The organism is Streptomyces sp. NPDC093065 (genome assembly GCF_044754585.1).
Lineage (GTDB): Bacteria > Actinomycetota > Actinomycetes > Streptomycetales > Streptomycetaceae > Streptomyces.
The window spans coordinates 15,607-38,447 of record NZ_JBIVPJ010000018.1 but is presented as its reverse complement, the minus strand read 5'-3'; the positions used below and the strand labels follow the sequence as shown (position 1 = coordinate 38,447).

Sequence of the window (22,841 nt, the reverse complement as noted above, 5' to 3'; positions counted from 1 at the left end):
AGGAGACGGCGGAGCCACGGAGAACCGGCCCTGTGCGCGGTGGAACGCGGTAGAACGAGGGAGCGGCGAAGTGTGCCGCGTCGGACGGCGAAGGCGGGGCGTGGGATGAGTGCAGCGGGGTCTGCCGGGATCGAGGGCGAGCCGTCGCCGCGCGGACCCGTGCGGCCCAGCGGACTGCTCGACCTGCTGAACGTCGCCTCGATCGTGCTGGACGCCGAGGGCCGGATCGTCCTGTGGAGCCCGCAGGCCGAGGAGCTGTTCGGATACTCGGCGCCGGAGGCCCTGGGACGGTACGCCGCGCGCATCATGGTCCACGAACGCCATCTCGACCTGGTCGTGAGGCTGTTCGGGGACGTCATGAAGACCGGCCGGAGCTGGGCCGGCGCCTTCCCCGTCCGGCACAGGGACGGCAGCACCCGTCTGGTCGAGTTCCGCAACATGCGGCTGCTGGACGACCGCGGTGACGTCTACGCCCTCGGGCTCGCGGCCGACCAGTCGATGGTGCGCCGGCTGGAACGGGACGTGGCCCTGTCCACGCGGGTCATCATGCAGTCCCCGATCGGTCTGGCCGTCCTGGACACCGAGCTGCGGTACGTGTCGGTCAACCCGGCCCTGGAGCAGCTCAACGGCATCCCCGCCGAGGAGCACCTCGGCCGGAGGATCCGCGAACTGCTGCCGCTGGTGGACACCGGCCCGCTGGAGGAGGCGGCACGCGAGGTGCTGGAGACCGGGCGCCCGGTCGTCGACCGGCCGGCGACCGGGCGGACCCCTGCCGACCCGGACGAGGAGCACGCCTGGTCGGTGTCGCTGTACCGGCTGGAGGACTCCCTGGGCGCCGTACTGGGTGTGGCGGTCTCGATCGTCGACGTCACCGAGCAGTACCGGACGGCGGCCGAGGCCGAGGGCGCACGCCGGCGGCTGGCCGCCGTGGCGGACGCCTCCGCCCGGATCGGCACCACGCTGCGGCTGGACCGCACCGCCCACGAGCTGGCCGACGTGGCCGTGCCCGGTCTCGCCGACATCGCGGCCGTGGATCTGCTGGACGCCGTGGTGGAGGGCCGGCGCAGCACGCTGGGTCCGGCCGAACCAGCGGTGATCAGGGCGCTGGCCGTGCGGGCCGACGACGCCCGGGACGCGCTGCGGGCGGCCGACCGGCCCGGTGAGGTCGCCCGGTACGGGCCGGACCGCCTGGTCACCGAGTGCGTGCGCACCGGCCGTCCGGTGATGGTGGCCCGGGTGACGCGCGAGGACCTGGGGCGCATCGCCCGCTCCCCGGAGGCGGCCGGGCTGCTGGGCCGGGCGGGCGTGCACTCGTATCTGGCCGTGCCGCTGATCGCGCGGGGGGAGGTGCTGGGCGCCCTGGACCTGAAACGGATCGCCAACCCCCTGCCGTTCGGCGAGGACGACCTGCTCCTTGCCCGGGAGCTGGCCGCGCGGGCGGCGCTGCAGATCGACAACGCGCGCTGGTACCAGAACGCCCGCGACACCGCGCTCACCCTCCAGCGCAGCCTGCTGCCGAGCCATCCGCCGGTGACGGGCGGCCTCGAGGTCGCCTCCCGGTACCAGCCGGCCGGGGGCACCAGTGAGGTCGGCGGCGACTGGTTCGACGTGATCGAGCTGGCGGGCGGCAGGACCGCGCTCGTGGTGGGCGACGTGATGGGCAGCGGCATCACGGCGGCGGCCTCCATGGGGCGGCTGCGCACCGCGACCAACACGCTGGCCGCCCTCGAAATGGATCCCGCGCTGCTGCTCGAACACCTGGAGCGGACCACGGCGGGGCTGGACCAGGCCATCGCCACCTGTGTGTACGCCGTGCACGACCCGCACCGGCGGCGGTGCCGGATCGCCAACGCGGGGCACCTCCCCCCGGTCCGCCTGCGGGCGGGCCGGCCGCCCGAGCTGCTCGACCTGCCCACCGGGGTGCCGCTCGGGGTGGGCGGTGTCGCCTTCTCCACCACCACCGTCGACCTGGAGCCGGGCGACCGGCTGGTGTTCTACACCGACGGCCTGGTCGAGACGCGCCGGCATCCGCTGGACGAGCGGCTGGACGCGCTCCTCGCCCTGCTGGAGGGCCCGGACCGCCCGCTGGAGGAGGTCTGCGACCTGCTGCTGCGCACTCTGCACGAGCCGGAGAACTCCGACGACGTGGCCCTGCTGATCGCCCGGGTCACGCCGCCGGTGCCGTAGTGGTGCGGGGCGCAGGCGGTCAGTCCCGGACGCCGATCACCACATGGGCGTACAGGTCCTCGCAGACCGCGAGGCGCGTGGTCAGGCCGGCCCGGGCGAAGGCGCCGACGGCGTCGGCCGCCTGGCGTTCGCTCGTCTCGACCAGCAGGCAGCCGCCGGGCGCGAGCCAGCCCGGCGCCGCGGCCGCGACCCTGCGCAGCACGTCGAGGCCGTCGCTGCCGCCGTCGAGGGCGACCAGCGGTTCGTGGTCGCGGGCCTCGGCGGGCAGCAGGGCCACCTCGCCGGTGGGGACGTACGGCACGTTGGCCGCGAGGATGTCCACCCGGCCGCGCAGCGTGTCGGGCAGCGCGTCGAAGAGGTCACCGGCGTATACCCGGCCGCCCGCGTCGGCGAGGTTGCCGCGGGCGCAGCGCACGGCGGCCGGGTCGACGTCCGCGGCGTGCACCTCGGGCCGGCCGAGGGCGGCGGCCAGGGCCGCGCCGACGGCGCCCGACCCGCAGCACAGGTCGACGACGACCTCCGCGCGTGGCACCTGGGCCAGGGCCTGGGACACCAGGAACTCGGTGCGGCGGCGGGGCACGAAGACACCGGGGGCGACGGCGACGCGCAGGCCGCGGAACTCGGCCCAGCCCAGCACGAGTTCGAGGGGCAGGCCGGTGACGCGGCGCTCGACCAGCGCGGTCAGGTCGGCGGCGGTGCGGGACGCGTCCAGGATGAGGGCGGCCTCGTCCTCGGCGAAGACGCAGCCGGCGCCGCGCAGCGCGGCCACGACGGCGTCACGCGACGGGAAGGCCCCGGAGAAGAGCGGGAGAGAGCAGGAGGGAGCAGGAGAAGGCGAGGACGGGGACGAAGGCGAAGACGGGGCGGGGGAGGAAGCAGGCATGGAAGCCGAGAGCCTTTCGGGAACCGAAGGGCGCTCTCCCGGTCACTCGTTTCCGGTGACCGCACTGCCGTGAGGTGAGAGCACCCGGGCCGACACAGCGGTAATCGGTCTCACCTCCCAGTCGTCCGGCGGCCGGGGCGGTCCGCGGCCGCCGATCACATTACCCCAACGATCGGCCGCCGGCGGCTGCCCGGAAGCAGGTGGTCCACGCGGCCTCCCGGCCGAGTTGTAGTGTGCAACCAGCGATGCGAGGAGGACCCGTGGCGGCTGCCGAGACACCGGACGAGACCACCGTCGCCCTCGACGGCGGTTCCGTGGACGCGGCCGTGGAGACCATCCAGCGCGAGATGACGGCCTTCGCGCGCCGGGCCCGCGCCTCGGCGGGGCGCATGCACCCGCAGCTGTCGCTGGTGTCGTACACGCTGCTCGGGCATCTGGAGGAGCGGGACGGCCGCCGGGCCACCGACCTGGCCACCCACTACGCGCTGGACAAGTCCACCGTCAGCCGCCAGGTGTCCGCGCTGGAGCGCGCCGGGCTCGTCGAGCGGCGCGTCGACCCGGACGACCACCGCGTGCAGGTACTGCACCTGACGGAATCGGGGCGGCACGTCCTGGGCGAGGTCACCGAGCGCCGGCGCACCGCCTTCCGGGAGCGGCTCGCCGACTGGCCCGAGCAGGACCTGTTCCGCTTCGCCGCGTACCTGGAGCGGTACAACGCGTGGCCGGACGGGACCCCGGACGAGGAGCGGGACCGACCGGCGCCCCGGGACACGTACGGTTGACGGGTAAGCACCGACGACGGGTCCGCACCGTTCACACCGTCCGGAGGCAGCCGGCCCACCCGGCGGCCCGAAAGGCACCACCGCATGAACACCACCCGAGGCTTCACCGGGCGCACACGCGCCGCCCGGCCGGGGCTGCCGCCCGGTCAGTACGACGCGGGCGACGACTGGCCCGTGCTGTCCGCCGAGGTCACGCCCGACCTCGCACCCGCCGACTGGACCTTCCGGGTGGGCGGCCTGGTGGCCGAGTCCCACACGTGGGACCTGGCCGCCGCGCGCCGGCTGCCGGCGTCGCGGTACGCGGGCGACATCCACTGCGTCACCGGCTGGTCGAAGTTCGGGGTGTGCTTCGGGGGCGTGTCGCTGGACGCCTTCCTGGACGCCGCGGGTCCGCTGCCGTCCGCCACCCACGCCGTCGCGCACTCCCACACCGGCTACACGGCGAACCTGCCGCTCGCGGACCTCACCGGCGCACGGGCCTGGATCGTGTGGGAGTACGACGGGCGGCCGCTCGCCCCGGAGCACGGCGGGCCGGCCCGGCTGGTGGTCCCGCACCTGTACTTCTGGAAGAGCGTGAAGTGGGTCGCGGGCCTCACCCTCCTCGACCACGACGAGCCGGGCTTCTGGGAGCAGAACGGCTACCACTCGCGCGGCAACCCCTGGGAGGAGCAGCGGTACTCCGGTGACTGAGACGGCCACGCACACGACAGGGGCTCTCGCGCCCCCGACGCGGTTCGCCGTGCCGGGGCGCATCGAGGTGAACGGCGAGGTGACCGGGACGTGGCGGACGGCCACGCTCACGGAGATCCGCCGCGAGACGCCCCGCGCGTCGACCTTCCGCCTGGCCGTGCCCGGCTGGGCGGGCCACCTGCCGGGGCAGCACCTGATGCTGCGGCTCACCGCCGAGGACGGTTACCGGGCGCAGCGCCACTACTCCCTGGCGTCCGCGCCGGACGATTCCGGGCACGTCGAGCTGACCCTCGACCGGGTGCCCGACGGGGAGGTGTCGGGCTGGTTCCACACGGTGGCGCGGCCCGGTGACGAGATCGAGGTCCGCGGCCCGCTCAGCGGCTTCTTCGCCTGGCCGGGCGACCGGCCCGCCCTGCTCCTGGGCGCCGGCTCCGGGGTCGTCCCGCTGATGTCGATGGTGCGGCACCACCGGGCGCGCGGCCTGACGGTGCCGCTGCGCCTCCTGGTCTCGGCGCGCGGCCCCGAGGAGCTGATCTACGCCGGTGAGTACGGCGCGGAGACGACGCCCGTGTTCACCCGCACCGCGCCGCCCGGGACGCCCGTGGGCAGGCTGGGCTCCGGACATCTGGCGCCGCTCCTGGCCGAGCCGCCCGCCGGTGGCTGGGAGGCGTACGTGTGCGGATCCAACTCCTTCGCCGAGCACGCGTCGCGGCTGCTGGTGGCGGCCGGGCAGCCGGTGGACCGGATCCGGATCGAACGCTTCGGCTGATCCCGCCGGGATCGTGAGCGAGGCCCGCCGGACTGGGTACCTGTCCAGTGCGGGCACTCGCACACGTGGCGCGACACGAAGGCGCGGCGGCCTCCCCGCACCCCACGGCCGTCCGTCCGTTCCTCCGGTCGCGGTGATCGCGGGGAGGTCGACATGCGAACCCGGGTACGCGGCTGGCGCTGGCGGCGCAATCCGCTGCGGCGCCGGTCGGACGTCGTCGAGGCGTGGACCACCGTGGTCGTCGCCCTGCTGCTGTGCGTGGGCGCGCCGCTGCTCGGGGCCGCCACCGCCTGGTGGGGCTACGGGCAGGCACAGGCGATCGTGGCCGAGCAGCGGGCCGAGCGGCACCAGGTCCGAGCCACGGTGGCCGACCGCACCCCCGGCTCCCTGTCGACGGGACAGCTCGGCGGGCAGCACTCGTACCGCGCGACGGTCCACTGGAAGGCCTCGGACGGCACGGAGAAGAGCACGACGGCGCGGGTGCCGGCCGACACCCGCCGCGGTGAGACGGTCGGCATCTGGCTGGACTCCCGCGGCGAGAGCGTGCCGCCGCCGTCGGACGGCGCCGAGATCTGGCAGCACAGCGCCACCATCGGCTCGTTCACCGCCATCGGGACGGGTCTCACGGTGCTTCTCGCACACCGTGCCGTGCGCGCGGTGTGCCTGCGGCGCCGCATGGCGGAGTGGGACCGCGACTGGGCGCTCACCGAGCCGCAGTGGACCCACCGACGGGCCTGACGGCCCCGGCCCGCGGCGCTCGGTCCGCACGGTCCCCGGCAACGTCCGGACCTGGCGGTTCCGTTGGCCGCTCACGTACGGTGTGATCACTCGTACGATCTGACACATTCCCCGCGAAGGCGGTACTCGATGGCCCTGTTCGACCTTCCGCTCGACGAACTCCACGCGTACCGCAGCGCCTCGGCCGAACCCGAGGACTTCGACGCGTTCTGGACCAAGACGCTCCAGGAGGCCCGCGAGTACGAGCTGGACGCCCGCTTCGAACCGGTCGACACGGGACTGTCCACCGTCCGGGTCTACGACGTGACGTTCGCCGGGTTCGGCGGTCACCCGGTGAAGGGCTGGCTGACCCTGCCGGCCCCGGCGGCAGAGCCGCTGCCGCTGGTCGTGGAGTTCGTCGGGTACGGAGGCGGGCGGGGGCTGCCGCACGAGCACCTGCTGTGGGCGTCCACCGGACGGGCCCACTTCGTGATGGACACCCGCGGCCAGGGCAGCGCGTGGGGCGGCGGTGGCGGGACGCCGGACCCCGTCGGCGGCACGCCCGCGTACCCGGGATTCATGACCCGGGGCCTGGACGCCCCGGAGAACTACTACTACCGCCGGGTCTTCACCGACGCCGTGCGCGCGGTCGAGGCGGCCCGCTCCCACCCGCTGACCGACCCGGCCCGCACGGTCGCGCTGGGTGCGAGCCAGGGCGGCGGCATCGCCATCGCGGTGGGCGGTCTGGTGCCGGACCTGGCCGCGGTCGCGCCGGACGTGCCGTTCCTGTGCGACTTCCCGCGCGCGACCACGCTCACCGACCGGCACCCCTACCGCGAGGTCGGCCTGTACCTGAAGACCCACCGCGGCCGGACCGGGGACGCGCTGCGCACGCTGTCGTACTTCGACGGCGTGCACTTCGCGGCGCGGGGCCGGACGCCGGCCCTGTTCTCGGCCGCCCTGGAGGACCAGACCTGCCCGCCGTCGACTGTTTTCGCCGCGTTCAACGCCTGGCCGCACGAGGACAAGAGGATCGAGGTGTACGAATTCAACGACCACGAGGGCGGCGGGCCGTTCCAGGAGGCCGCCAAGCTCCGCTGGCTGAGCCGCTACGCCTGAGGTCCGTGGGTGGTGTTTCGGCCGAACCGGCGGACCGGCCTTCCCAGCTGGTTTAGACCAATGGTACTTCTGGTGGCACACCGAGCCCGCGCGGCTACCGTACGTCATCAACAGGAGGCGCGGCATGGCCCGCACCACCCCTCACGACCAGTCCCCCGGCGATGCCCGGCCGCCCCTGTACCGGCGGGTGGCGGACCAGTTGCTCGCCGAGCTGCGGGACGGGACCGTCCCACCGGGGGAACGGCTGCCCGGCGAACGCCGGCTGGCGGAGCACTTCGGGGTCAGCCGGGAGACCGTGCGGCAGGCGCTGGACGTGCTGCGCCGGGACGGTCTGCTCAGCACCGACCGGCGGGGCAGTCACGTCGCCCTGCCGGGTCCGCCGGCCGGAAGTCCGGCGCCCCTCGTCTTCCCGGTGGGCGCCCGGGCGGCGGAGCCCCGCACCGGCGACCGGGCCACCGTCGTCTGGGCCCCGCCGCCGCCGGAACACGCCGCGGCGCTGGGACTGGTGCCGGGCCGGGCGACGCTGGTGCACCGCTACACGTCGGCGGCGGCGGGAGGAAACGGCAGGCGGACGGCCGTGACATCGTTTTCCGCCGTGGCGCTCGCCGAGGTGGAGGAGCTGGCCCGCTACCGCGACCGCGCCGACGGTGTCGCCTGCGCGCAGCTGCGGCGGGCCTACGACTGGATGCGCAGGGCAGGCCTCACCTTGCATCACCGGGACACCATCACCCTCCAGCCCGACACCGCGTCGGTCCGGGTGGTGCGGCGGGTGCACGACCAGTACGCACGACCGCTGGAGATCACTGACCTCCTGGTGGACACCCGGCAGGACGCGCTGGTCTACGAGTTCACGCTCCCGGCGGCCGGCTGACCCGGCCCTACGCGAGCCGCCGGGCCACGACCAGCCGGACCCGCGGGCTGCCGTCGGGGCGGCGTCCGAACTCCGGCAGGGCGTGCAGGTCCGCCCGGAAACCGGCGCGGGACAGCTCCCGTCCCACGCCCCCGAGCCGGAACGTCCGGTAGTACATGACGAACGGCGGCCGCCACAGCGCGTTGCGCACCCGCATCGCCGCGTCGAAGCCCAGCAGCGTCCAGTACCCCGGGGAACCGGGCCGGGGCGGGGCGGCGACGGGGAAGGCGAAGCAGCCGTCCGGCCGGAGCACGGAGCGCACCTGGCCGAACAGGCCCGGCAGTTCGCGGGGCAGGAAGTGCCCGAACGCCCCGAAGCTCACCACGAGGTCGAAGGCGGGGCCGAACGGCAGGGCGCGGGCGTCCGCGCGCACCCAGGAGACCGCCGGGCCCGGCGGCAGGGCACGGCCGCGCGCGACCTCCAGCATGCCCGCGCTGAAGTCGACCCCGGTCACGCGCTCCCGGCACACCCGGGTCAGGACGTCCACGCCCGCGCCGGTGCCGCAGCACAGGTCGAGTCCGGCGGCGAAGGGCCCCATCGGCTCGATCGCGCGGGCCGCGGCGTCGAGCACCCGCTCCGGTGTCCGGTACGGGGTGTGGTCGAACTTCGGGGCGAGCAGGTCGTAGCCGCGCTCGACCGACGACAGCGCCTGGACGGCGAGTTCGCGCAGGGTGGGGCCTTCGGGGCTGAACATCCGGTCAGCCTAGGTGCTGCCCGGCGGGCCCGGCGGGAGCGCGGCGCTCGTCGAGCACGGTGAGCACGTGCTCGCACCAGCGGGCGTTCTCCCGCTCGAAGGTGATCCCGGCTGCCAGGGTGAGGTAGGGTCCGACGCGGTCGGCGTCCCGCAGGTGCTCCTCCTCGGTGCGGCCGTCCAGGAGGCGTTCGCGCACCCGCTCGTAGCGGGCGAGCTTGCCCAGCGCCCAGGCCCTGCGCTCCTCGACCAGCGCACGGACGGCCTGCGGGTCGACGCCGTCCATGGCCTGCATCTTGATCAGGAACTCGTCGCGGATGGCGGTGGGCCTGCGGGTCGGCTCGGCGGCGAAAACGCCCAGCTGCTCCCGGCCGGCCTCGGTGAGCGAGAACAGCCGCTTGGTGGGCCTGCGTTCCTGCGGCACGGTCCGGGCCTCGATGAGTCCGTCGCCCGCGAGGCGCTCCAGCTCCCGGTAGAGCTGCTGCGGCGTGGCGGGCCAGAAGTTGGCGAGCGACACGTCGAACACCTTGGACAGCTCGTAGCCCGAGGCCTCGCCCTCCAGCAGGGCGGCCAGGACGGCGTACTTGAGAGACATGTCGACACGCTAGCAAGCTGGGCCCGCGACGACTACTCTACTCCACACCTATTCAAATATTTCAGTATGAGGGAGTGGCGATGCGGGCATTCCGCGAGGCGGTCGAGGCGCACGACCTGGACGCCGTCGAAGCACTGCTGGCCGACGACGTGGTCTTCTCCAGCCCCGTCGTCTTCAAGCCGTACCGGGGCAGGGCGATCACGGCGTCGATCCTGCGCGCGGTCGAGCGCGTCTTCCAGGATTTCCGCTACGAACGCGTCATCGGCGAGGCGGACGGCCGCGACCACGCCCTGCTCTTCACGGCGCGGGTGGGCGACCGCGAGATCAGCGGCTGCGACTTCCTGAGCCTCGACGCGTCCGGCCGGATCGCCGAACTCACGGTGATGGTGCGCCCGCTGTCGGGTGCTCAGGCGCTCCAGGCGGCCATGGCCGCGCAGTTCGAGCGGATCGCGCAGGAGGTACAGGAGACGCAGGAGGCTCAGGCGGCGGGGGCGGCAGACCGGATGCGCTCGGCAGGCTGACCCCGGCACGGCACCGGCAAGGAAGCCGGAAGGAAGACTGAAGGAAGCCGGAACAAAAGCCGCCCCGGCCGCGTTCCCCCTGGTGAGCATGGTGGGGCGGATATCGATCGTCCCGCCCCACCACCACCGCACCGGATCCCGTGGTACGGTGCGGTCAGCATTTGTGTACGCCCCTCTCGATCTGGGGCGCCGGTGCCAGTTTCCCTTCGGTTCGCAGATCCGCCCGTCCCGGTGCGACCGGCGCGTCCGCTTCTCAGCACAACCTCGTGAACAGGGCTCGTTTCGCCTGCTGGATCCGAGGTGCTGTTCCCGCCGCCTGGAGGCGTGTCGTTTCGACCCCTCGCGGCTCCCCCTTCCTTCCGCATGTCCCATGCCCGTGTCCTCGAAAGGACCGACCACCATGACCACCACACTCGAACACCCCCCTGTCCAGCAGTCCCCGGCCGAGATCGCGAGCGGCGTCCTCGACCTCGAAGCGGGCGGCAAGGGGCGCCTGCGCGGTGAGAGCCTGCGGCCCGAGCCCGCCGACCCCGCCCTCTCCCCCGCACTGATCCGCCGGTACGGGCTGCGCAAGGGCGACCTCGTCGAGGGCGTGCGCGGCGACCGGCGCGCCCTGACCGACGTCGTGCGCGTCAACGGCCGCACGCCCGACCGGCACGGCGGCCGACGGCACTTCGCCGACCTGACCCCGCTGCACCCGCACGAGCGGCTGCGGCTCGAACACCCGGCGGGCGGCCTCACCGGACGCGTCGCCGATCTGATGACCCCCGTCGGCAAGGGCCAGCGCGGCCTGATCGTCGCTCCGCCGAAGACCGGCAAGACCGTTCTCCTGCAGCAGATCGCCGCCGCCGTGGCCGGCAACCACCCCGAGGCCCGGCTGATGGTGGTGCTGCTCGACGAACGCCCCGAGGAGGTCACCGACATGCGGCGGTCGGTGCGGGGCGAGGTGTACGCCTCGACCTTCGACCAGAGCGCCAAGCAGCACATCGCCCTCGCCGAACTGGTCGTCGAGCGGGCCAAGCGGCTCGTCGAGGCCGGGGAGGACGTGGTCGTCCTCCTGGACTCCCTCACCCGGCTGTGCAGGGCGCACAACAACGCCGCCTCGTCCAGTGGCCGCACGCTCAGCGGCGGTGTGGACGCCGGAGCGCTGCTCGGGCCCAAGCGGTTCTTCGGCGCGGCCCGCAAGGCGGAGGAGGGCGGCTCCCTCACCATCCTCGCCACCGCCCTGGTCGAGACCGGCTCGCGCGCCGACGACTTCTACTTCGAGGAGCTCAAGAGCACCGGCAACATGGAACTGCGGCTGAGCCGGGACCTCGCCTCCCGCCGGATCTTCCCGGCCGTGGACCTGACCGGCTCGGGCACCCGGCGCGAGGAGCTCCTGCTGACCGCCGCCGAGACGACCACCGTGCGCGGGCTGCGACGTGCCCTGGGGACGCGGGACGGGCAGTTCGGCCTGGAGACCCTGCTGGAGCGGCTGCGCCGCACGCCCGACAACGCGACGTTCCTGCGCCAGGTGCAGCCGACGCTGCCCGCGGACTGACGGCCGCGCCGCCGCCCCCTCCACCGACCACCCCGGACACCGGCCGCGCCGCACCGCCCGCCGGCCGTCGCTACGGCATCCGGGTGCTTGCGGGCGCGACCCGGCGCGGTCAGCGTGGCGGTTCGGTGGGCCGTTCCTACGTTTGCGGTATGACTATCGGATTCTCATTCCGGGCGGCTCGATCCACCTGCTTGCTCTGCGTGGCAGGGCTGCTGACCCTCGTGCCCGCCGCCGCGGCCGCCCGTGCGGCGCAGCCGGATCCCGGCCCGCCCGGCGGCGCGGCGGCACGGCAGTCGCCGCTGTACCGCTCCGGTACCCAGGTGCGGCCGCACCCCGGAGCGCCCCGGGTTCCCGATGTCTCCGCCCTGTCCTGGGTCGTGGCGGACGCCGGCACCGGCGACGTGCTGGCGGCGAACGACGCGCACCGCAAGCTGCCGCCGGCCAGCACCCTCAAGACGCTGTTCGCCCTCACGGTGCTGCCGGCCCTGCCGGGCGGCCTCCACCACGAGGTCAGCCCGCAGGACCTGTCCGGCATCGGTCCGGGCAGCAGCCTGGTGGGCGTCGTCGAGGGCCAGACGTACCGCGTCTCCGATCTGTGGAACGGCGTCTTCCTCAACTCCGGGAACGACGCCGTGCACGTCCTCGCCGCGCTCACCGGCGGCTGGAGTGCCACGGCGGCCCGGATGCAGGCCGAGGCGCAGGCGCTCGGAGCCCGCGACACGCACGTCCGCTCGCCCGACGGGTACGACGCGCCCGGCCAGGTCTCCTCGGCGTACGACCTGGCCGTCTTCGGCCGGGCGGGGCTGCGGCGTCCCGACTTCGCGCGGTACTGCGCCAAGGTCGACGCGATGTTTCCCGGCCGCGACGGGAGCACGTTCGGGATCATGAACACCAACCGGCTGCTCACCGGGGCCGACGGTGTGGAGCCCTACCCCGGGCTGATCGGCGTCAAGAACGGCTACACCAGCAACGCGGGCAACACGCTCGTCGCCGCCGCGCGCCGGGACGGACGCACCCTGGTCGTCACGGTGATGAACCCCCAGGAGGGCGGCGGCCACGCCGTGTACGAGGAGGCCCGTGCCCTGCTCGACTGGGGCTTCGAGGCGGACGGGGAGGTCGACCCGGTGGGGTCGCTGGTACCCGGGGGCGTCCGGCCCGGTCAGGGACCTCAGGCGGCGCCCGCGGCGGTGACGGCGGCGAAGCCGGCCGAGGACGGGCCGGGCTGGCCGGAGACCGGCGCGATCCTGGGGGTCGCGGTGCTCGGCGCGGGCGTCGCGGCACTCGCGCTGCGGCTCAAGCTCGTACGGGACGACGGCAGTTGACGAGTCCGGCTCAGAACACCGACAGCCCGGTCAGGGTCGTGAAGCGGTCGAGGGCCGCCACCCCGGCCACCGAGTTGCCCCGCTCGTCCAGGCCGGGGCTCCACACGCACAGCGTGCAGTGGCCCGGCACCACCGCGATGATGCCGCCGCCCACGCCGCTCTTGCCCGGCAGTCCCACCCGGTGGGCGAAGTCGCCGGCCGCGTCGTAGGTGCCGCAGGTCAGCATCACCGCGTTGATCTGCTTGGCCCGGCTGCGGCTGAGCAGACGCGTGCCGTCGGCGCGGATGCCGTGCCGGGCCAGGAAGCCCGTCGCGAGGGCGAGATCTGCGCAGGATGCGGCGACGGAGCACTGGCGGAAGTACTGGTCGAGGAGCACCGGCACGGGGTTGTCGATGTTGCCGTACGAGGCCATGAAGTGGGCGAGGGCGGCGTTCCGGTCGCCGTGCGCTGCCTCGGAGGCGGCGACCTCCTCGTCGTGGGCCAGGGCCGGGTTGCCGCTCTCCGCGCGCAGGAAGGCGAGCAGTTCGCCCGCCGCGTCGCCGGTACGGGTGTGCAGCCGGTCGGTGACGACGAGGGCGCCCGCGTTGATGAACGGGTTGCGCGGGATGCCGTTCTCGTACTCCAGCTGCACCAGGGAGTTGAACGGGTTGCCGGACGGCTCGCGGCCCACGTGCTCCCACAGGGCGTCGCCCTCCCTGGCCAGATCCAGGGCGAGGGTGAAGACCTTGGTGATGGACTGCGTGGAGAACGGCTCCCGCCAGTCGCCCACTCCGTAGACCGTGCCGTCCGGTTCGGCGACGGCCATGCCGAAGCGGCGCGGGTCGCGGGCGGCGAGCGCGGGGATGTAGTCGGCGGGCCGGCCGCTGCCCGGGGTCCGCTCGATCTCCTCGGCGATGCGCTCCAGGACCGGCCGGAAGGTCGTCGGTGTGCTCATGATCGCCATTGTCCTCCCGGGTCGGTCGGGGGGCGGGAGGCCGGCGGTGGGTGGACGGGCCCCCGCACCGGGGTGGTGCTGGCCTCACCCCCACTTCGGGGGCGTACGCCATTCTGCGACGCGGAGGCCGTTCACATACTCGACTACATGGTCGAATCAACGGTGCTCGTCGAGAGCCTGCCCACGCCCGCGCCGGAAAAGGGACGCGGAGAGGAACGCGAGAAGGGGAGCGACTTCTCCGAACTCTCCCGGCGCATAGCCGACGCGGGGCTGCTCCGGCGCCGCCCGCTGTACTACACCGTCCGTTTCGGCGCGGTCGCCCTCGCGCTGGCCGGCGGTGTCGCCGCGTTCGTCGCCCTGGGGGACAGCTGGGGCCAGTTGTTCGTCGCGGTCGCGCTCGCCGTCGTCTTCGGCCAGCTCGGGCTGGCGGCCCACGACCTCGCCCACCGGCAGGTCTTCTCGCGCCGGCGTCCCAGCGAGGCGGGCGGCCTGCTGACGGCCAACCTGCTGCTCGGCATGAGCTACGGCTGGTGGATGAACAAGCACACCCGCCACCACGCCAACCCCAACCACGAGGAGAAGGACCCGGACGTCTCCCCCGACATCCTGGTGTGGTCGCACAAGCAGGCGAGCCGGGCCACGGGGCTTGCGCGTTTCGTCGGCAGGCACCAGGCCGCCCTGTTCTTCCCGCTGCTGACGCTGGAAGGGCTCAACCTGAGCTTCAACAGCTTCAAGGCGCTCCGCAGCCGGGCCGTGAAGCGGCCGGTCCTGGAGGGCACGCTGCTCGTCGCGCACTTCGTCCTGTACTTCGGCGGCCTGTTCACGGTGCTCTCCCCGGGCAGGGCGCTCGTCTTCCTCGCCGTGCACCAGGGTCTGTTCGGGATCTATCTGGGCTCGGTCTTCGCGCCCAACCACAAGGGCATGCCGATGATCGAGGAGGGCACGCGGCTGGACTTCCTGCGCCGTCAGGTCCTGACCTCCCGCAACGTGCGGGGCGGCGTGCTCGTGGACGCCTTCATGGGCGGCCTCAACTACCAGATCGAGCACCACCTCTTCCCCAGCATGCCGACCCCCGCCCTCGGCCGGGCGCAGGCCCTCACCGAGGCGTACTGCGCCGAGCTGGGCGTGCCGTACCACCAGACGGGGCTGCTGGCGTCGCACCGCGAGGCCCTGCGGCACATGAGGAGCGTCGGGGAGCCCCTGCGCGCCGCCCGCTGAGCCGTCGGGCCGTGCGGTCAGCTGTGCAGCATCCCCGTGCCGAGCAGCCCGAACAGCAGGAGACCTACCGCGATCCGGTAGATCACGAACGCGTTGAAGGTGTGCTTGGCGACGAACTTCAGCAGCCAGGCGATGGAGGCGTAGGCCACCACGAAGGAGACGAGGGTGCCGACCGCCAGGGGCGCGGCGCCCGTTCCCGTGCCCAGGGCGTCCTTCAGCTCGTAGATCCCGGCCCCGGTCAGGGCCGGGATGCCGAGGAAGAAGGACAGCCGGGTGGCGGCGACCCGGTCGAGGCCGAGCATCAGGGCGGTGGACATGGTGGCACCGGAGCGGGAGAACCCTGGGAAGAGCAGGGCGAGGATCTGCGAGCCGCCGACCAGCATCGCGTCCTTGAAGGACGTGTCGTCCTCGCCCCGCTTGTGCCGGCCGGTGCGGTCGGCCCACCACATCACGCCGCTGCCGACGATCAGCGAGCCCGCGACCACCCACAGCGAGGCGAGGGGGCCCTTGATCAGGGGCTTGGCGGCCAGGCCGACGAGCACGACGGGGACGGTGGCGAAGACGACCCACCAGGCGAACCTGTAGTCGTGGTGGTACCGCTCCTCCCGGTCGCGCAGCCCGCGTGTCCAGGCGGAGACGATCCGCGCGATGTCCTTGGAGAAGTAGACGAGCACGGCGGCGATCGCGCCGACCTGGATGACCGCGGAGAAGCCGATGACGGCGTCGTCGTCGACCGGAATGCCCATCAGCCCCTCGACGATCTTGAGGTGTCCGGTGGAGGAGACGGGCAGGAACTCGGTCACCCCCTCGACGGCTCCGAGGACGACGGCCTGTCCGATGCTGATGGCGCTCATGGCATCCAGTTCCTACTACACCCGGCCGTGTGCCCGGCGTCAGGTCCAGAGCGCGTCGGCCAGAGTCACCCCCGCGAACGCCGCCGCGAGGCCGGCCGCCACGCTCCCCGCCACGTTCACGGCGGCCTGCAGGCGCGCACCGGTCTCCGCCAGCCGGAGGGTCTCGTAGGAGAAGGTCGAGTACGTCGTGAGGGCGCCGCACAGCCCGGTCCCCAGCAGCAGCCGCAGGTCGGAGCCGACCGCCCCGGCCAGGGCGGCGCCGGTGAGCACGCCGAGGACCATGCTGCCGACCACGTTCACCGTGAAGGTGCCCCAGGGGAAGACGGAGTCGTGCCGGGACTGCACCGCGCGGTCGGTGAGGTAGCGCAGCGGGGCGCCGGCCATGCCGCCCGCGACGACCAGCAGCCAGTTCACGAAGGCCTCCTGCCCTCGTACCTGACGACCTCGCAGGGGTCGAGGGTGACCAGGCCCTCGGTGACGAGTTCGTCGAGCAGCGGCAGGAAGTCCCGTACCCGCTCCTCGGTGTCGACGATGACGACGGCCACCGGCAGGTCCTCGCTCAGGGACAGCAGCCTGGTGGTGTGGATGAGCGAGGTGGCGCCGAAGCCCTCGACACCCCGGAAGACGCTGGCGCCCGCGAGGCCCGCCGCGTGGGCGCGGTGGACGATCTCCGAGTACAGGGGGCGGTGGTGCCAGGTGTCGTTCTCACCGACGAAGACGGTCAGGCGCAGGGCGCCGCCGGTCAGCCTTGTCATGACTGCCTCCACTTCAGGACCCGGCGGGTCGCCCATGCGGCGAGCCACACCGCCGTGAGTGCCGCGAGCGGGGTCGCGGCGAGGTAGGCCAGGCCGGTGTGGACCTGGCCGTCGGCGAACAGGGAGCGGCTGTCGACGGCGTAGGTGGAGAAGGTGGTGAAGCCGCCGAGCACGCCGGTGCCGAAGAAGGGCCGGACCAGGCGGTGGGCGGCCCACACCTCGGTGATGACGACCATGAACACGCCGATCACGGCACAGCCGAGGACGTTGATCCCGAGGGTCGTCCAGGGGAAGCCGCCGGTCCGCGTCGGCCACCACAGGGAGGCCGCGTAGCGGGCGGCGGCGCCGGTGCCTCCGCCGAGGGCCACGACCGCGACGACCGGTGCCTGGCCGCTCCACCGCGGCCGCCTCGGTGCGGTGGGCCCGATCCGGCCGATGCCCCCGGTCTTCGGGACTGTCATTTCCGTACGTCTCCTACTCGCCGGGCAGGGGTGTGCCCCCGTGCGCAAGTAGGGACCGTTGGCGGCGCCTGAGCCGCGGTTCGGGTACGGCGGGCCCCACCGCCGCGCCGCGTCCCTGCGGGTCGCGGCCGGTGCCCAGCGTAACGCCGGGGCGGCGTCCGGGTCACTCCGGGAGGGGTGCCCGCGCCTACCAGCCCTTCTCGAACATCCGCGCCACCTCGGCGATCCGCACCTCGTCGCGCCGGTAGTACGTGCGGCGGCGGATCCTCCTGGCCCGGAGCAGGCCGAGGCCTGCGAGGAGGGCGAGGTGGGTGCGGGCCACGCGGCGGGGCACACCGAGCTTCGCGGCGACGAGACCCTCGTGGACGCCGTGCTCGACGGGGTCCACCCGGCGCTGCGGCGGGAAGTGCGCGGCCGGGTCCTTCAGCCACTCCAGGATGTCGAGACGCGTGCCGTGCACGGGGGTCCTCGGCATCTCGTCCTCCCTCCGCGCGGGCCCGCCCGTCCCGCGTTGCTCCACCTTCCCGCAGCCGGCGTCCCGTTGTCCGGCCACCGGGCCATTTGCGCATTCAACCAATATCGTCCGCGGTGCTACCGTTCGCTCATGGCAGCCAGAACCGCCGGTGCGCGGCTCGAGGAACGGTGGCGGGACATCCTCGCGGTGCACGCGCGCGCGATGTGCGAGATCGAGCGGGCGCTGCATCCGCACGGTCTGGGCGCCAGCGACTTCGAGGTGCTCGACCTCCTCGTGACCGAGGGACCCGGGCACGGCGACCGGTGCCGGGTGCAGAACCTGGTGGGCCGGGTGCATCTCAGCCAGAGCGCGCTGTCCCGGCTCATCGCCCGGCTGGAGCGGGACGGACTGGTGCGGCGCTCGATGTGCGCGGAGGACCGGCGCGGCGTGTACGTCGAGCTCACCCCCGAGGGCCGCCGGCTGCACGCCGAGATACTGCCGCTGCAGCGGGCCGCGCTGGCCCGCGCGCTCGGCGACGACGAGGGCCCCCGCCCCTCCTGAAGGAGGACGGGGGTCCGGGCCGGGGAGGGCTCCTGCCCTCAGGGGCGGGCCAGCAGGGTGCGCACGCCGTCCGAGGTGAGGGTGAGGCGGTGCTCGGAGCCGGCGTCGATGGACAGCGACAGATCGTCGGCCGGCCACTGCGCGGCGAGTGCGCCGAGCGGCACCATGCGATAGCGGGAGACGTACGGCAGCAGGTCGGCCATCTCCACCTCCGAGGTGAACACGGGTACCACCTGGCGGCCGCCCTGCTGCTCCAGCACCGGCAGGGCCAGCATTCCGGGGTCGGCGGACTCCTGGTCGTTCGCGTCGTCGGGGACCGGGACGAGGACGTCGCTGCTCGCGAGCGTGTCGAGCGCCTCCGTGTTGTCGGCGGTCTCGGTCGTCTCGGCGAGCGCGTCCAGGGCCCGCTGGGCGGGCGTGACGGGATGGTCGTTCGCGGGTGTCTCCATGGCAGATTCCCTGGTAGCGGCGGTGGTACGGCCCACGCGGACGATCGGCGCGGACGCGGTCCAGCCTCGCGTACCCCGGCGGTCCGCGGCGCAATCATGTTCGACACCCGCACCCGTCGCCGCGCCCGGCCCCGTGTCCCGCCCCCACCAGGTTCCGTACTCATCTGATCGGGAGGGGGCCCACTTGATCGATCAGCAGTGCGGTCGGGTTAGCATATGAGCGCCGCCTAGCTCGAAAGATAGAGACGTGACTGTCAACGACGACTCGTTCACCAACTGGAAGCACCGCGAAGAGACCGCGGAATCGATGATCCCGATGATCGGGAAGCTGCACCGGGAGCAGGACGTCACGATCCTGCTGCACAGCCGTTCCCTGGTGAACAAGTCGGTGGTCAGCATCCTCAAGACCCACCGCTTCGCCCGCCAGATCGCCGGCGCGGAGCTGTCGGTCACCGAGACGATGCCCTTCCTGCGGGCCCTCACCACGCTCGACCTCGGGCCCTCGCAGATCGACATCGGCATGCTCGCCGCCACCTGGAAGGGCGACGACCGGGGCCTGTCGGTCGAGGAGTTCACCGCCGAGGCCGTCGCCGGGGCGACCGGCGCCAACAAGATCGACCGGCGGGACGGCCGCGACGTCGTCCTGTACGGCTTCGGCCGCATCGGCCGGCTCGTGGCCCGGCTGCTCATCGAGAAGGCGGGCTCCGGCAACGGGCTCAGGCTGCGCGCCGTCGTCGTCCGTGGCGGTGGGGAGCAGGATCTCGTCAAGCGCGCCTCGCTGCTGCGCCGCGACTCCGTGCACGGCCAGTTCCAGGGCACGATCACCGTCGACGAGGAGAACAGCACGATCCTCGCCAACGGCAACGCCATCAAGGTGATCTACGCGGACGACCCGACGCAGGTCGACTACACGGCGTACGGCATCAAGGACGCCATCCTCATCGACAACACGGGCAAGTGGCGCGACCGCGAGGGCCTCTCCAAGCACCTGCGTCCCGGCGTCGACAAGGTCGTGCTGACCGCGCCGGGCAAGGGCGACGTCCCGAACATCGTCCACGGCGTCAACCACGACACCATCAAGCCGGACGAGCGGATCCTGTCCTGCGCGTCCTGCACCACCAACGCGATCGTCCCGCCGCTCAAGGCGATGGAGGACGAGTACGGGGTGCTGCGCGGTCACGTGGAGACGGTGCACTCCTTCACCAACGACCAGAACCTGCTGGACAACTACCACAAGTCGGACCGTCGCGGCCGCAGCGCGCCGCTCAACATGGTCATCACGGAGACCGGTGCCGCCTCCGCCGTCGCCAAGGCGCTGCCCGACCTGAAGGCGCGGATCACCGGCAGCTCGATCCGGGTGCCCGTGCCGGACGTGTCGATCGCGATCCTCAACCTCCAGCTGGCCCGCGAGGCGAGCCGCGAGGAGGTCCTGGACCACCTGCGCGAGGTGTCGCTGACCTCGCCGCTCAAGCGCCAGATCGACTTCATCGGCGCTCCCGACGCGGTCTCCAGCGACTTCGTCGGCTCGCGCCACGCCTCGATCGTGGACGCCGGCGCGCTGAAGGTCGAGGGCGACAACGCGATCCTCTACCTCTGGTACGACAACGAGTTCGGCTACTCCTGCCAGGTCGTCCGCGTCGTCCAGCACGTCTCCGGGGTGGAGTACCCGACGTACCCGGCTCCGGCGGTCTGACGCTCCGACCCGGGGGACGAGCGGGGCGAGCGTGGGGGGGGGGGGGGGGGGGGCCCGGGGGCCCCCCCCCCCCCCCCCCCCACGCCGGTTCACGGTGCCAGGGCGTCCGCGAAGAGCCGGGTCAGCGCGGTCGGCGCCGTGATGGCGGTGCCCACGACGACGCTGTGGGCACCCGCGGCCAGCGCCCGGGCGGCCTGCTCGGGCGTCGCGATGCGGCCTTCGGCGATCACCGGGGTGGCGAGCGCGCCGGCGAGGTCGGTCACGAGCGCCAGGTCGGGGGCGTCCTGCACCGGGGAGCCCGGCACGTAGCCGGACAGGGTGGTGCCGACGAGGTCCGCCCCCTGGTCGGCGGCGGCGCGGCCCTCGCCGAGTGTGGACACGTCGGCCATGACCAGGGCGCCCGCCGCGTGCACGGCCTCGGCCAACTCGGCGAAGGTGCCGCCGTCGGGCCGCGGACGCGCGGAGGCGTCGGCGGCGACGACCGCGGCCCCCGCCTCCACCAGGGCGAGGGCGTGGCGCACGGTCGGGGTGATGAAGACGCCGCTGTCGCCGTCCTTCCACAGGCCGATCACCGGAAGGTCGACGGCCGCGACGGTGGCCGCGACGACCTCCGGGTCGTTGACGCGCACGGCCGCCGCGCCGCCGGAGCGCGCCGCGAGGGTCATGCGGACCAGGGTGTCGGTGTGGCGCATCGGGTCGCCGGGGGGCGCCTGGCAGGACACGATCAGGCGGCCCTTCAGCCGGTCGGCCAGGGAGAGGGACCCGGGGGCGGGCGGGGTCATGACGGGGCTCCGGTGGTGTGGGGGTGGTGCAGGGGCAGGGTGCGGGGCAGGGCGGCCGCCCCGAGGACCGCGGCGTCGGCGCCGCCCCGCGGCGGGCGCGGGCGCAGGTCGCGCAGCGGGGGCATGAGTTCGGCGGCGAAGGCGGCGCACAGGGCGTCCCAGTACAGGACGCCGACGCGGGGCACACCGCCGGCGACCACGACGCGATGGGGGCCGAGCGCGTTGGCGAGGCCGCCCAGGGCGCGGCCCGTCGCACGGGCGCCGAGCACGATGGCCGCCGTGGCGTGCGGGTCGCCCCGGCCGGCGCGTTCGGCGACGGTCTGGAGGCGGTCGGCCGGCTGCCCGCCGAGCCGTGCGCACTGGGCGGTGATGGCGGGGCCGGCCGCGACGGCCTCCAGGTGGCCGGTGGCCCCGCAGGTGCAGGGCAGTCCGTCGGCCTCCGGGCTGGGCAGATGCCCGAGGTGTCCGGCGATTCCGGCGGCGCCGTGCAGCATGCGTCCGGAGGCGGCGACGGCGCCGCCGACTCCGGTGCCGACGGCGGCGTAGAGGAGGGTGGCGTCGTCGTCGGGTCCGTCCAGTTCCGTCGCGGCGGCGGCGCGTACGTCGTTGTCGCAGGCCACGGGGAGTCCGGTGCGCGCGGCGAGGCCGGCCGCGAGGGCGGTGCCGGCCCAGCCGCGGATGGTGTCGGTGGCGCTGGTGACCGTCCCGGTGACGGGGTCGATCACGCCGGCCGCGGCGACGCCGATCGCGGTGGTGCCGGGTGCCCGCACCTCGCGGGCCGCTTCGGCCAGCGCGTCCAGGACCTCCTCGGCGCCCCGGGTCGCCGGGGTGGGACGGGTGTGCCGGGCGAGCACCGTGCCGTCGGTGCCGACCAGGGCGGCGGCGATCTTCGTGCCGCCCAGGTCGAGGCCGACGACCGGTGCGTCGAGGTGCCGTGCGGTCATCGGACCGGCAGCAGGCCGGCGCCGCGCAGGTGCCGCTCGACGTGGGCGACGGAGTCCTCGCCCAGCTGGATCTGCGGGGCGGCGGTGGTGCCGTGGCTGAACACCCCGAGCAGCCGCAGGGCGTGCTTGAAGGCGCCGATGGCCGAGGAGTTGCGGCCCATCTCGTCCTCCGGGCCCGCGTCGACCAGGCCGAACAGCTCGACGATCCGCTCCTGTTCCTTGACCGCGCGGTCCAGGTCACCGCCGCGCACGGCGTCGTAGAGGCGGACGTAGCCGGCCGGGTCCACGTTGCCGAGGCCCGGTACGACGCCGTCGGCGCCGGCCAGCAGGGCGGCGTCCACGGTCAGTTCGGAGCCGGTGAGGATGCTGAAGGAGGGGGCGGGGCCGTCGGCTCGGCCGTGGCGTCCGCCGAGTGCGACGACGAGCCTGCGCAGGCCGCCCTCGTCGCCGCTGCTGTCCTTGAGGCCGGCCAGCGTGCCGTCCACGGCGAGTTCGCGCACCAGGGCGGCGGAGAGCTTGCTGTGCACGGAGACGGGGAGGTCGTAGGCGTACAGGGGCAGGTCGGCGGTGGAGCGGACCGCGCGGAAGTGGGCGGTGATCTCGCGCGGGTGGGTGCGGGCGTAGAAGGGGGCGGTGGCCACCAGGGCGTCGGCGCCGGCCTTGCGGGCGGCCTCGGCGTGGACGAGCACCCGGGGGGTGGTCATGTCGATGACACCGGCGAGGACCGGGACGCGGCCCGCGGCCGCCTCGACGACCGTGTCGAGGGCGACGGCCCGCTGCCGGTCGGTGAGGAAGGCGACCTCGCTGCTGGAGCCCAGGGCGAACAGCCCGTGCACTCCCCCGCCGACGAGGTGCTCGACGAGCCGGGCGAGCGAGGCGGTGTCGACTTCGCCCGACGCGTCCAGAGGGGTGCAGACGGGCGGCACGACGCCGCTCAGGGGCTGGGACGAGGACATGGTGTTTCTCCTGGGCTGTGCGAGTGGTGGTACGGATGGAACGGGCCGCCGGGC

At 73.7% G+C, this 22,841-nt stretch carries 26 protein-coding genes; 13 read left to right on the top strand and 13 right to left on the bottom strand.

Translation table 11 applies throughout. From position 1 onward, the window contains the following. The first annotated feature begins 105 nt into the window (after positions 1 to 105). Positions 106 to 2,187, top strand: coding sequence for a SpoIIE family protein phosphatase (locus ACIQFU_RS27260; RefSeq protein ID WP_402554824.1), 2,082 nt, complete (start codon positions 106 to 108; stop codon positions 2,185 to 2,187). 19 nt (positions 2,188 to 2,206) lie between these two features. Here ACIQFU_RS27260 and ACIQFU_RS27255 read toward each other — a convergent pair whose 3' ends face one another. Further along, positions 2,207 to 3,070 (bottom strand): putative protein N(5)-glutamine methyltransferase, encoded by an 864-nt coding sequence (locus ACIQFU_RS27255; RefSeq protein ID WP_402554822.1) that lies wholly within the window; start codon positions 3,068 to 3,070, stop codon positions 2,207 to 2,209. Between the two features lie 260 nt (positions 3,071 to 3,330). Here ACIQFU_RS27255 and ACIQFU_RS27250 point away from each other — a divergent pair, with 260 nt between their 5' ends. The 6 genes from ACIQFU_RS27250 to ACIQFU_RS27225 all read left to right on the top strand — a co-directional run bounded on the left by ACIQFU_RS27250 (position 3,331) and on the right by ACIQFU_RS27225 (position 8,018). After that, positions 3,331 to 3,852 carry a MarR family winged helix-turn-helix transcriptional regulator gene (locus tag ACIQFU_RS27250; protein WP_402554821.1) on the top strand — a complete coding sequence of 174 codons (522 nt, stop codon included), beginning with the start codon at positions 3,331 to 3,333 and terminating at the stop codon, positions 3,850 to 3,852. A gap of 84 nt (positions 3,853 to 3,936) precedes the next feature. Then, on the top strand, positions 3,937 to 4,542 hold the full coding sequence (locus tag ACIQFU_RS27245) for a sulfite oxidase-like oxidoreductase (RefSeq protein ID WP_402554820.1): 606 nt from the start codon (positions 3,937 to 3,939) through the stop codon (positions 4,540 to 4,542). Then, entirely contained in the window at positions 4,535 to 5,311 is a 777-nt protein-coding gene (locus ACIQFU_RS27240; protein ID WP_402554818.1) for a ferredoxin reductase, read from the top strand. Before ACIQFU_RS27245 ends, ACIQFU_RS27240 begins: the two co-directional genes overlap by 8 nt. Before the next feature lie 153 nt (positions 5,312 to 5,464). After that, the gene (locus tag ACIQFU_RS27235) at positions 5,465 to 6,049 is read left to right on the top strand and encodes a hypothetical protein (RefSeq protein ID WP_402554816.1); all 585 of its coding nucleotides are present in this window, start codon (positions 5,465 to 5,467) and stop codon (positions 6,047 to 6,049) included. Positions 6,050 to 6,178: 129 nt separating this feature from the next. Further along, positions 6,179 to 7,147 (top strand): acetylxylan esterase, encoded by a 969-nt coding sequence (locus ACIQFU_RS27230; protein ID WP_402554815.1) that lies wholly within the window; start codon positions 6,179 to 6,181, stop codon positions 7,145 to 7,147. 124 nt (positions 7,148 to 7,271) lie between these two features. Next, the gene (locus ACIQFU_RS27225; protein ID WP_402554814.1) at positions 7,272 to 8,018 is read left to right on the top strand and encodes a winged helix-turn-helix domain-containing protein; all 747 of its coding nucleotides are present in this window, start codon (positions 7,272 to 7,274) and stop codon (positions 8,016 to 8,018) included. Positions 8,019 to 8,025: 7 nt separating this feature from the next. On the opposite strand, the gene ACIQFU_RS27220 is transcribed toward ACIQFU_RS27225, so the two are convergent. Beyond that, positions 8,026 to 8,751 (bottom strand): class I SAM-dependent methyltransferase, encoded by a 726-nt coding sequence (locus ACIQFU_RS27220; protein WP_402554812.1) that lies wholly within the window; start codon positions 8,749 to 8,751, stop codon positions 8,026 to 8,028. Positions 8,752 to 8,755: 4 nt separating this feature from the next. Next, the gene (locus ACIQFU_RS27215; RefSeq protein ID WP_402554811.1) at positions 8,756 to 9,343 is read right to left on the bottom strand and encodes a PadR family transcriptional regulator; all 588 of its coding nucleotides are present in this window, start codon (positions 9,341 to 9,343) and stop codon (positions 8,756 to 8,758) included. 80 nt (positions 9,344 to 9,423) lie between these two features. Here ACIQFU_RS27215 and ACIQFU_RS27210 point away from each other — a divergent pair, with 80 nt between their 5' ends. From ACIQFU_RS27210 to ACIQFU_RS27200, 3 genes are all read left to right on the top strand, one after another. Next, on the top strand, positions 9,424 to 9,864 hold the full coding sequence (locus ACIQFU_RS27210) for a nuclear transport factor 2 family protein (protein ID WP_402554809.1): 441 nt from the start codon (positions 9,424 to 9,426) through the stop codon (positions 9,862 to 9,864). A 400-nt stretch (positions 9,865 to 10,264) separates the two neighbouring features. After that, entirely contained in the window at positions 10,265 to 11,404 is a 1,140-nt protein-coding gene (gene rho, locus ACIQFU_RS27205) for a transcription termination factor Rho (RefSeq protein WP_402554808.1), read from the top strand. Positions 11,405 to 11,553: 149 nt separating this feature from the next. Beyond that, complete coding sequence (locus ACIQFU_RS27200; protein ID WP_402554806.1) at positions 11,554 to 12,726, top strand: D-alanyl-D-alanine carboxypeptidase family protein; 1,173 nt, start codon at positions 11,554 to 11,556, stop codon at positions 12,724 to 12,726. Between the two features lie 10 nt (positions 12,727 to 12,736). Here ACIQFU_RS27200 and ACIQFU_RS27195 read toward each other — a convergent pair whose 3' ends face one another. Next, positions 12,737 to 13,669 carry a glutaminase gene (locus tag ACIQFU_RS27195; RefSeq protein WP_402554805.1) on the bottom strand — a complete coding sequence of 311 codons (933 nt, stop codon included), beginning with the start codon at positions 13,667 to 13,669 and terminating at the stop codon, positions 12,737 to 12,739. A 138-nt stretch (positions 13,670 to 13,807) separates the two neighbouring features. Here ACIQFU_RS27195 and ACIQFU_RS27190 point away from each other — a divergent pair, with 138 nt between their 5' ends. Further along, positions 13,808 to 14,878, top strand: a complete 1,071-nt coding sequence (locus tag ACIQFU_RS27190; protein ID WP_402554803.1) for a fatty acid desaturase family protein — start codon at positions 13,808 to 13,810, stop codon at positions 14,876 to 14,878. 17 nt (positions 14,879 to 14,895) lie between these two features. On the opposite strand, the gene ACIQFU_RS27185 is transcribed toward ACIQFU_RS27190, so the two are convergent. From ACIQFU_RS27185 to ACIQFU_RS27165, 5 genes are all read right to left on the bottom strand, one after another. Then, a complete protein-coding gene (locus tag ACIQFU_RS27185; protein WP_402554802.1) occupies positions 14,896 to 15,732 on the bottom strand; it encodes an undecaprenyl-diphosphate phosphatase in 837 nt (278 codons plus the stop codon). A gap of 39 nt (positions 15,733 to 15,771) precedes the next feature. Next, positions 15,772 to 16,146: a fluoride efflux transporter CrcB gene (gene crcB / locus ACIQFU_RS27180; RefSeq protein ID WP_402554801.1), complete on the bottom strand. Its 375-nt coding sequence runs from the start codon at positions 16,144 to 16,146 to the stop codon at positions 15,772 to 15,774. After that, on the bottom strand, positions 16,143 to 16,487 hold the full coding sequence (locus ACIQFU_RS27175; RefSeq protein WP_402554800.1) for a DUF190 domain-containing protein: 345 nt from the start codon (positions 16,485 to 16,487) through the stop codon (positions 16,143 to 16,145). The genes crcB (ACIQFU_RS27180) and ACIQFU_RS27175 overlap by 4 nt, the downstream gene beginning before the upstream one ends. Beyond that, positions 16,484 to 16,948 (bottom strand): fluoride efflux transporter CrcB, encoded by a 465-nt coding sequence (crcB, locus tag ACIQFU_RS27170; protein ID WP_402554799.1) that lies wholly within the window; start codon positions 16,946 to 16,948, stop codon positions 16,484 to 16,486. The genes ACIQFU_RS27175 and crcB (ACIQFU_RS27170) overlap by 4 nt, the downstream gene beginning before the upstream one ends. 187 nt (positions 16,949 to 17,135) lie before the next feature. After that, on the bottom strand, positions 17,136 to 17,423 hold the full coding sequence (locus ACIQFU_RS27165) for an ArsR family transcriptional regulator (RefSeq protein WP_402554798.1): 288 nt from the start codon (positions 17,421 to 17,423) through the stop codon (positions 17,136 to 17,138). Positions 17,424 to 17,552: 129 nt separating this feature from the next. On the opposite strand from ACIQFU_RS27165, the gene ACIQFU_RS27160 reads away from it, so the two are divergent. Next, positions 17,553 to 17,963, top strand: coding sequence for a MarR family winged helix-turn-helix transcriptional regulator (locus ACIQFU_RS27160; protein ID WP_402554797.1), 411 nt, complete (start codon positions 17,553 to 17,555; stop codon positions 17,961 to 17,963). 38 nt (positions 17,964 to 18,001) lie between these two features. Here the strand turns inward: ACIQFU_RS27160 and ACIQFU_RS27155 are convergent, their stop codons facing one another. Continuing rightward, positions 18,002 to 18,412 carry an SseB family protein gene (locus ACIQFU_RS27155; RefSeq protein WP_402554796.1) on the bottom strand — a complete coding sequence of 137 codons (411 nt, stop codon included), beginning with the start codon at positions 18,410 to 18,412 and terminating at the stop codon, positions 18,002 to 18,004. A 247-nt stretch (positions 18,413 to 18,659) separates the two neighbouring features. Here ACIQFU_RS27155 and ACIQFU_RS27150 point away from each other — a divergent pair, with 247 nt between their 5' ends. After that, complete coding sequence (locus ACIQFU_RS27150; RefSeq protein WP_402554795.1) at positions 18,660 to 20,105, top strand: glyceraldehyde-3-phosphate dehydrogenase; 1,446 nt, start codon at positions 18,660 to 18,662, stop codon at positions 20,103 to 20,105. Between the two features lie 89 nt (positions 20,106 to 20,194). Here ACIQFU_RS27150 and ACIQFU_RS27145 read toward each other — a convergent pair whose 3' ends face one another. From ACIQFU_RS27145 to ACIQFU_RS27135, 3 genes are read right to left on the bottom strand one after another with little or no spacing between them, the layout of a single operon-like run. Continuing rightward, entirely contained in the window at positions 20,195 to 20,887 is a 693-nt protein-coding gene (locus ACIQFU_RS27145; protein WP_402554794.1) for an N-acetylmannosamine-6-phosphate 2-epimerase, read from the bottom strand. After that, complete coding sequence (locus ACIQFU_RS27140; protein ID WP_402554793.1) at positions 20,884 to 21,831, bottom strand: ROK family protein; 948 nt, start codon at positions 21,829 to 21,831, stop codon at positions 20,884 to 20,886. The genes ACIQFU_RS27145 and ACIQFU_RS27140 overlap by 4 nt, the downstream gene beginning before the upstream one ends. Beyond that, positions 21,828 to 22,787 (bottom strand): dihydrodipicolinate synthase family protein, encoded by a 960-nt coding sequence (locus ACIQFU_RS27135; RefSeq protein WP_402554792.1) that lies wholly within the window; start codon positions 22,785 to 22,787, stop codon positions 21,828 to 21,830. Before ACIQFU_RS27135 ends, ACIQFU_RS27140 begins: the two co-directional genes overlap by 4 nt. Between the last annotated feature and the right edge of the window lie 54 nt (positions 22,788 to 22,841).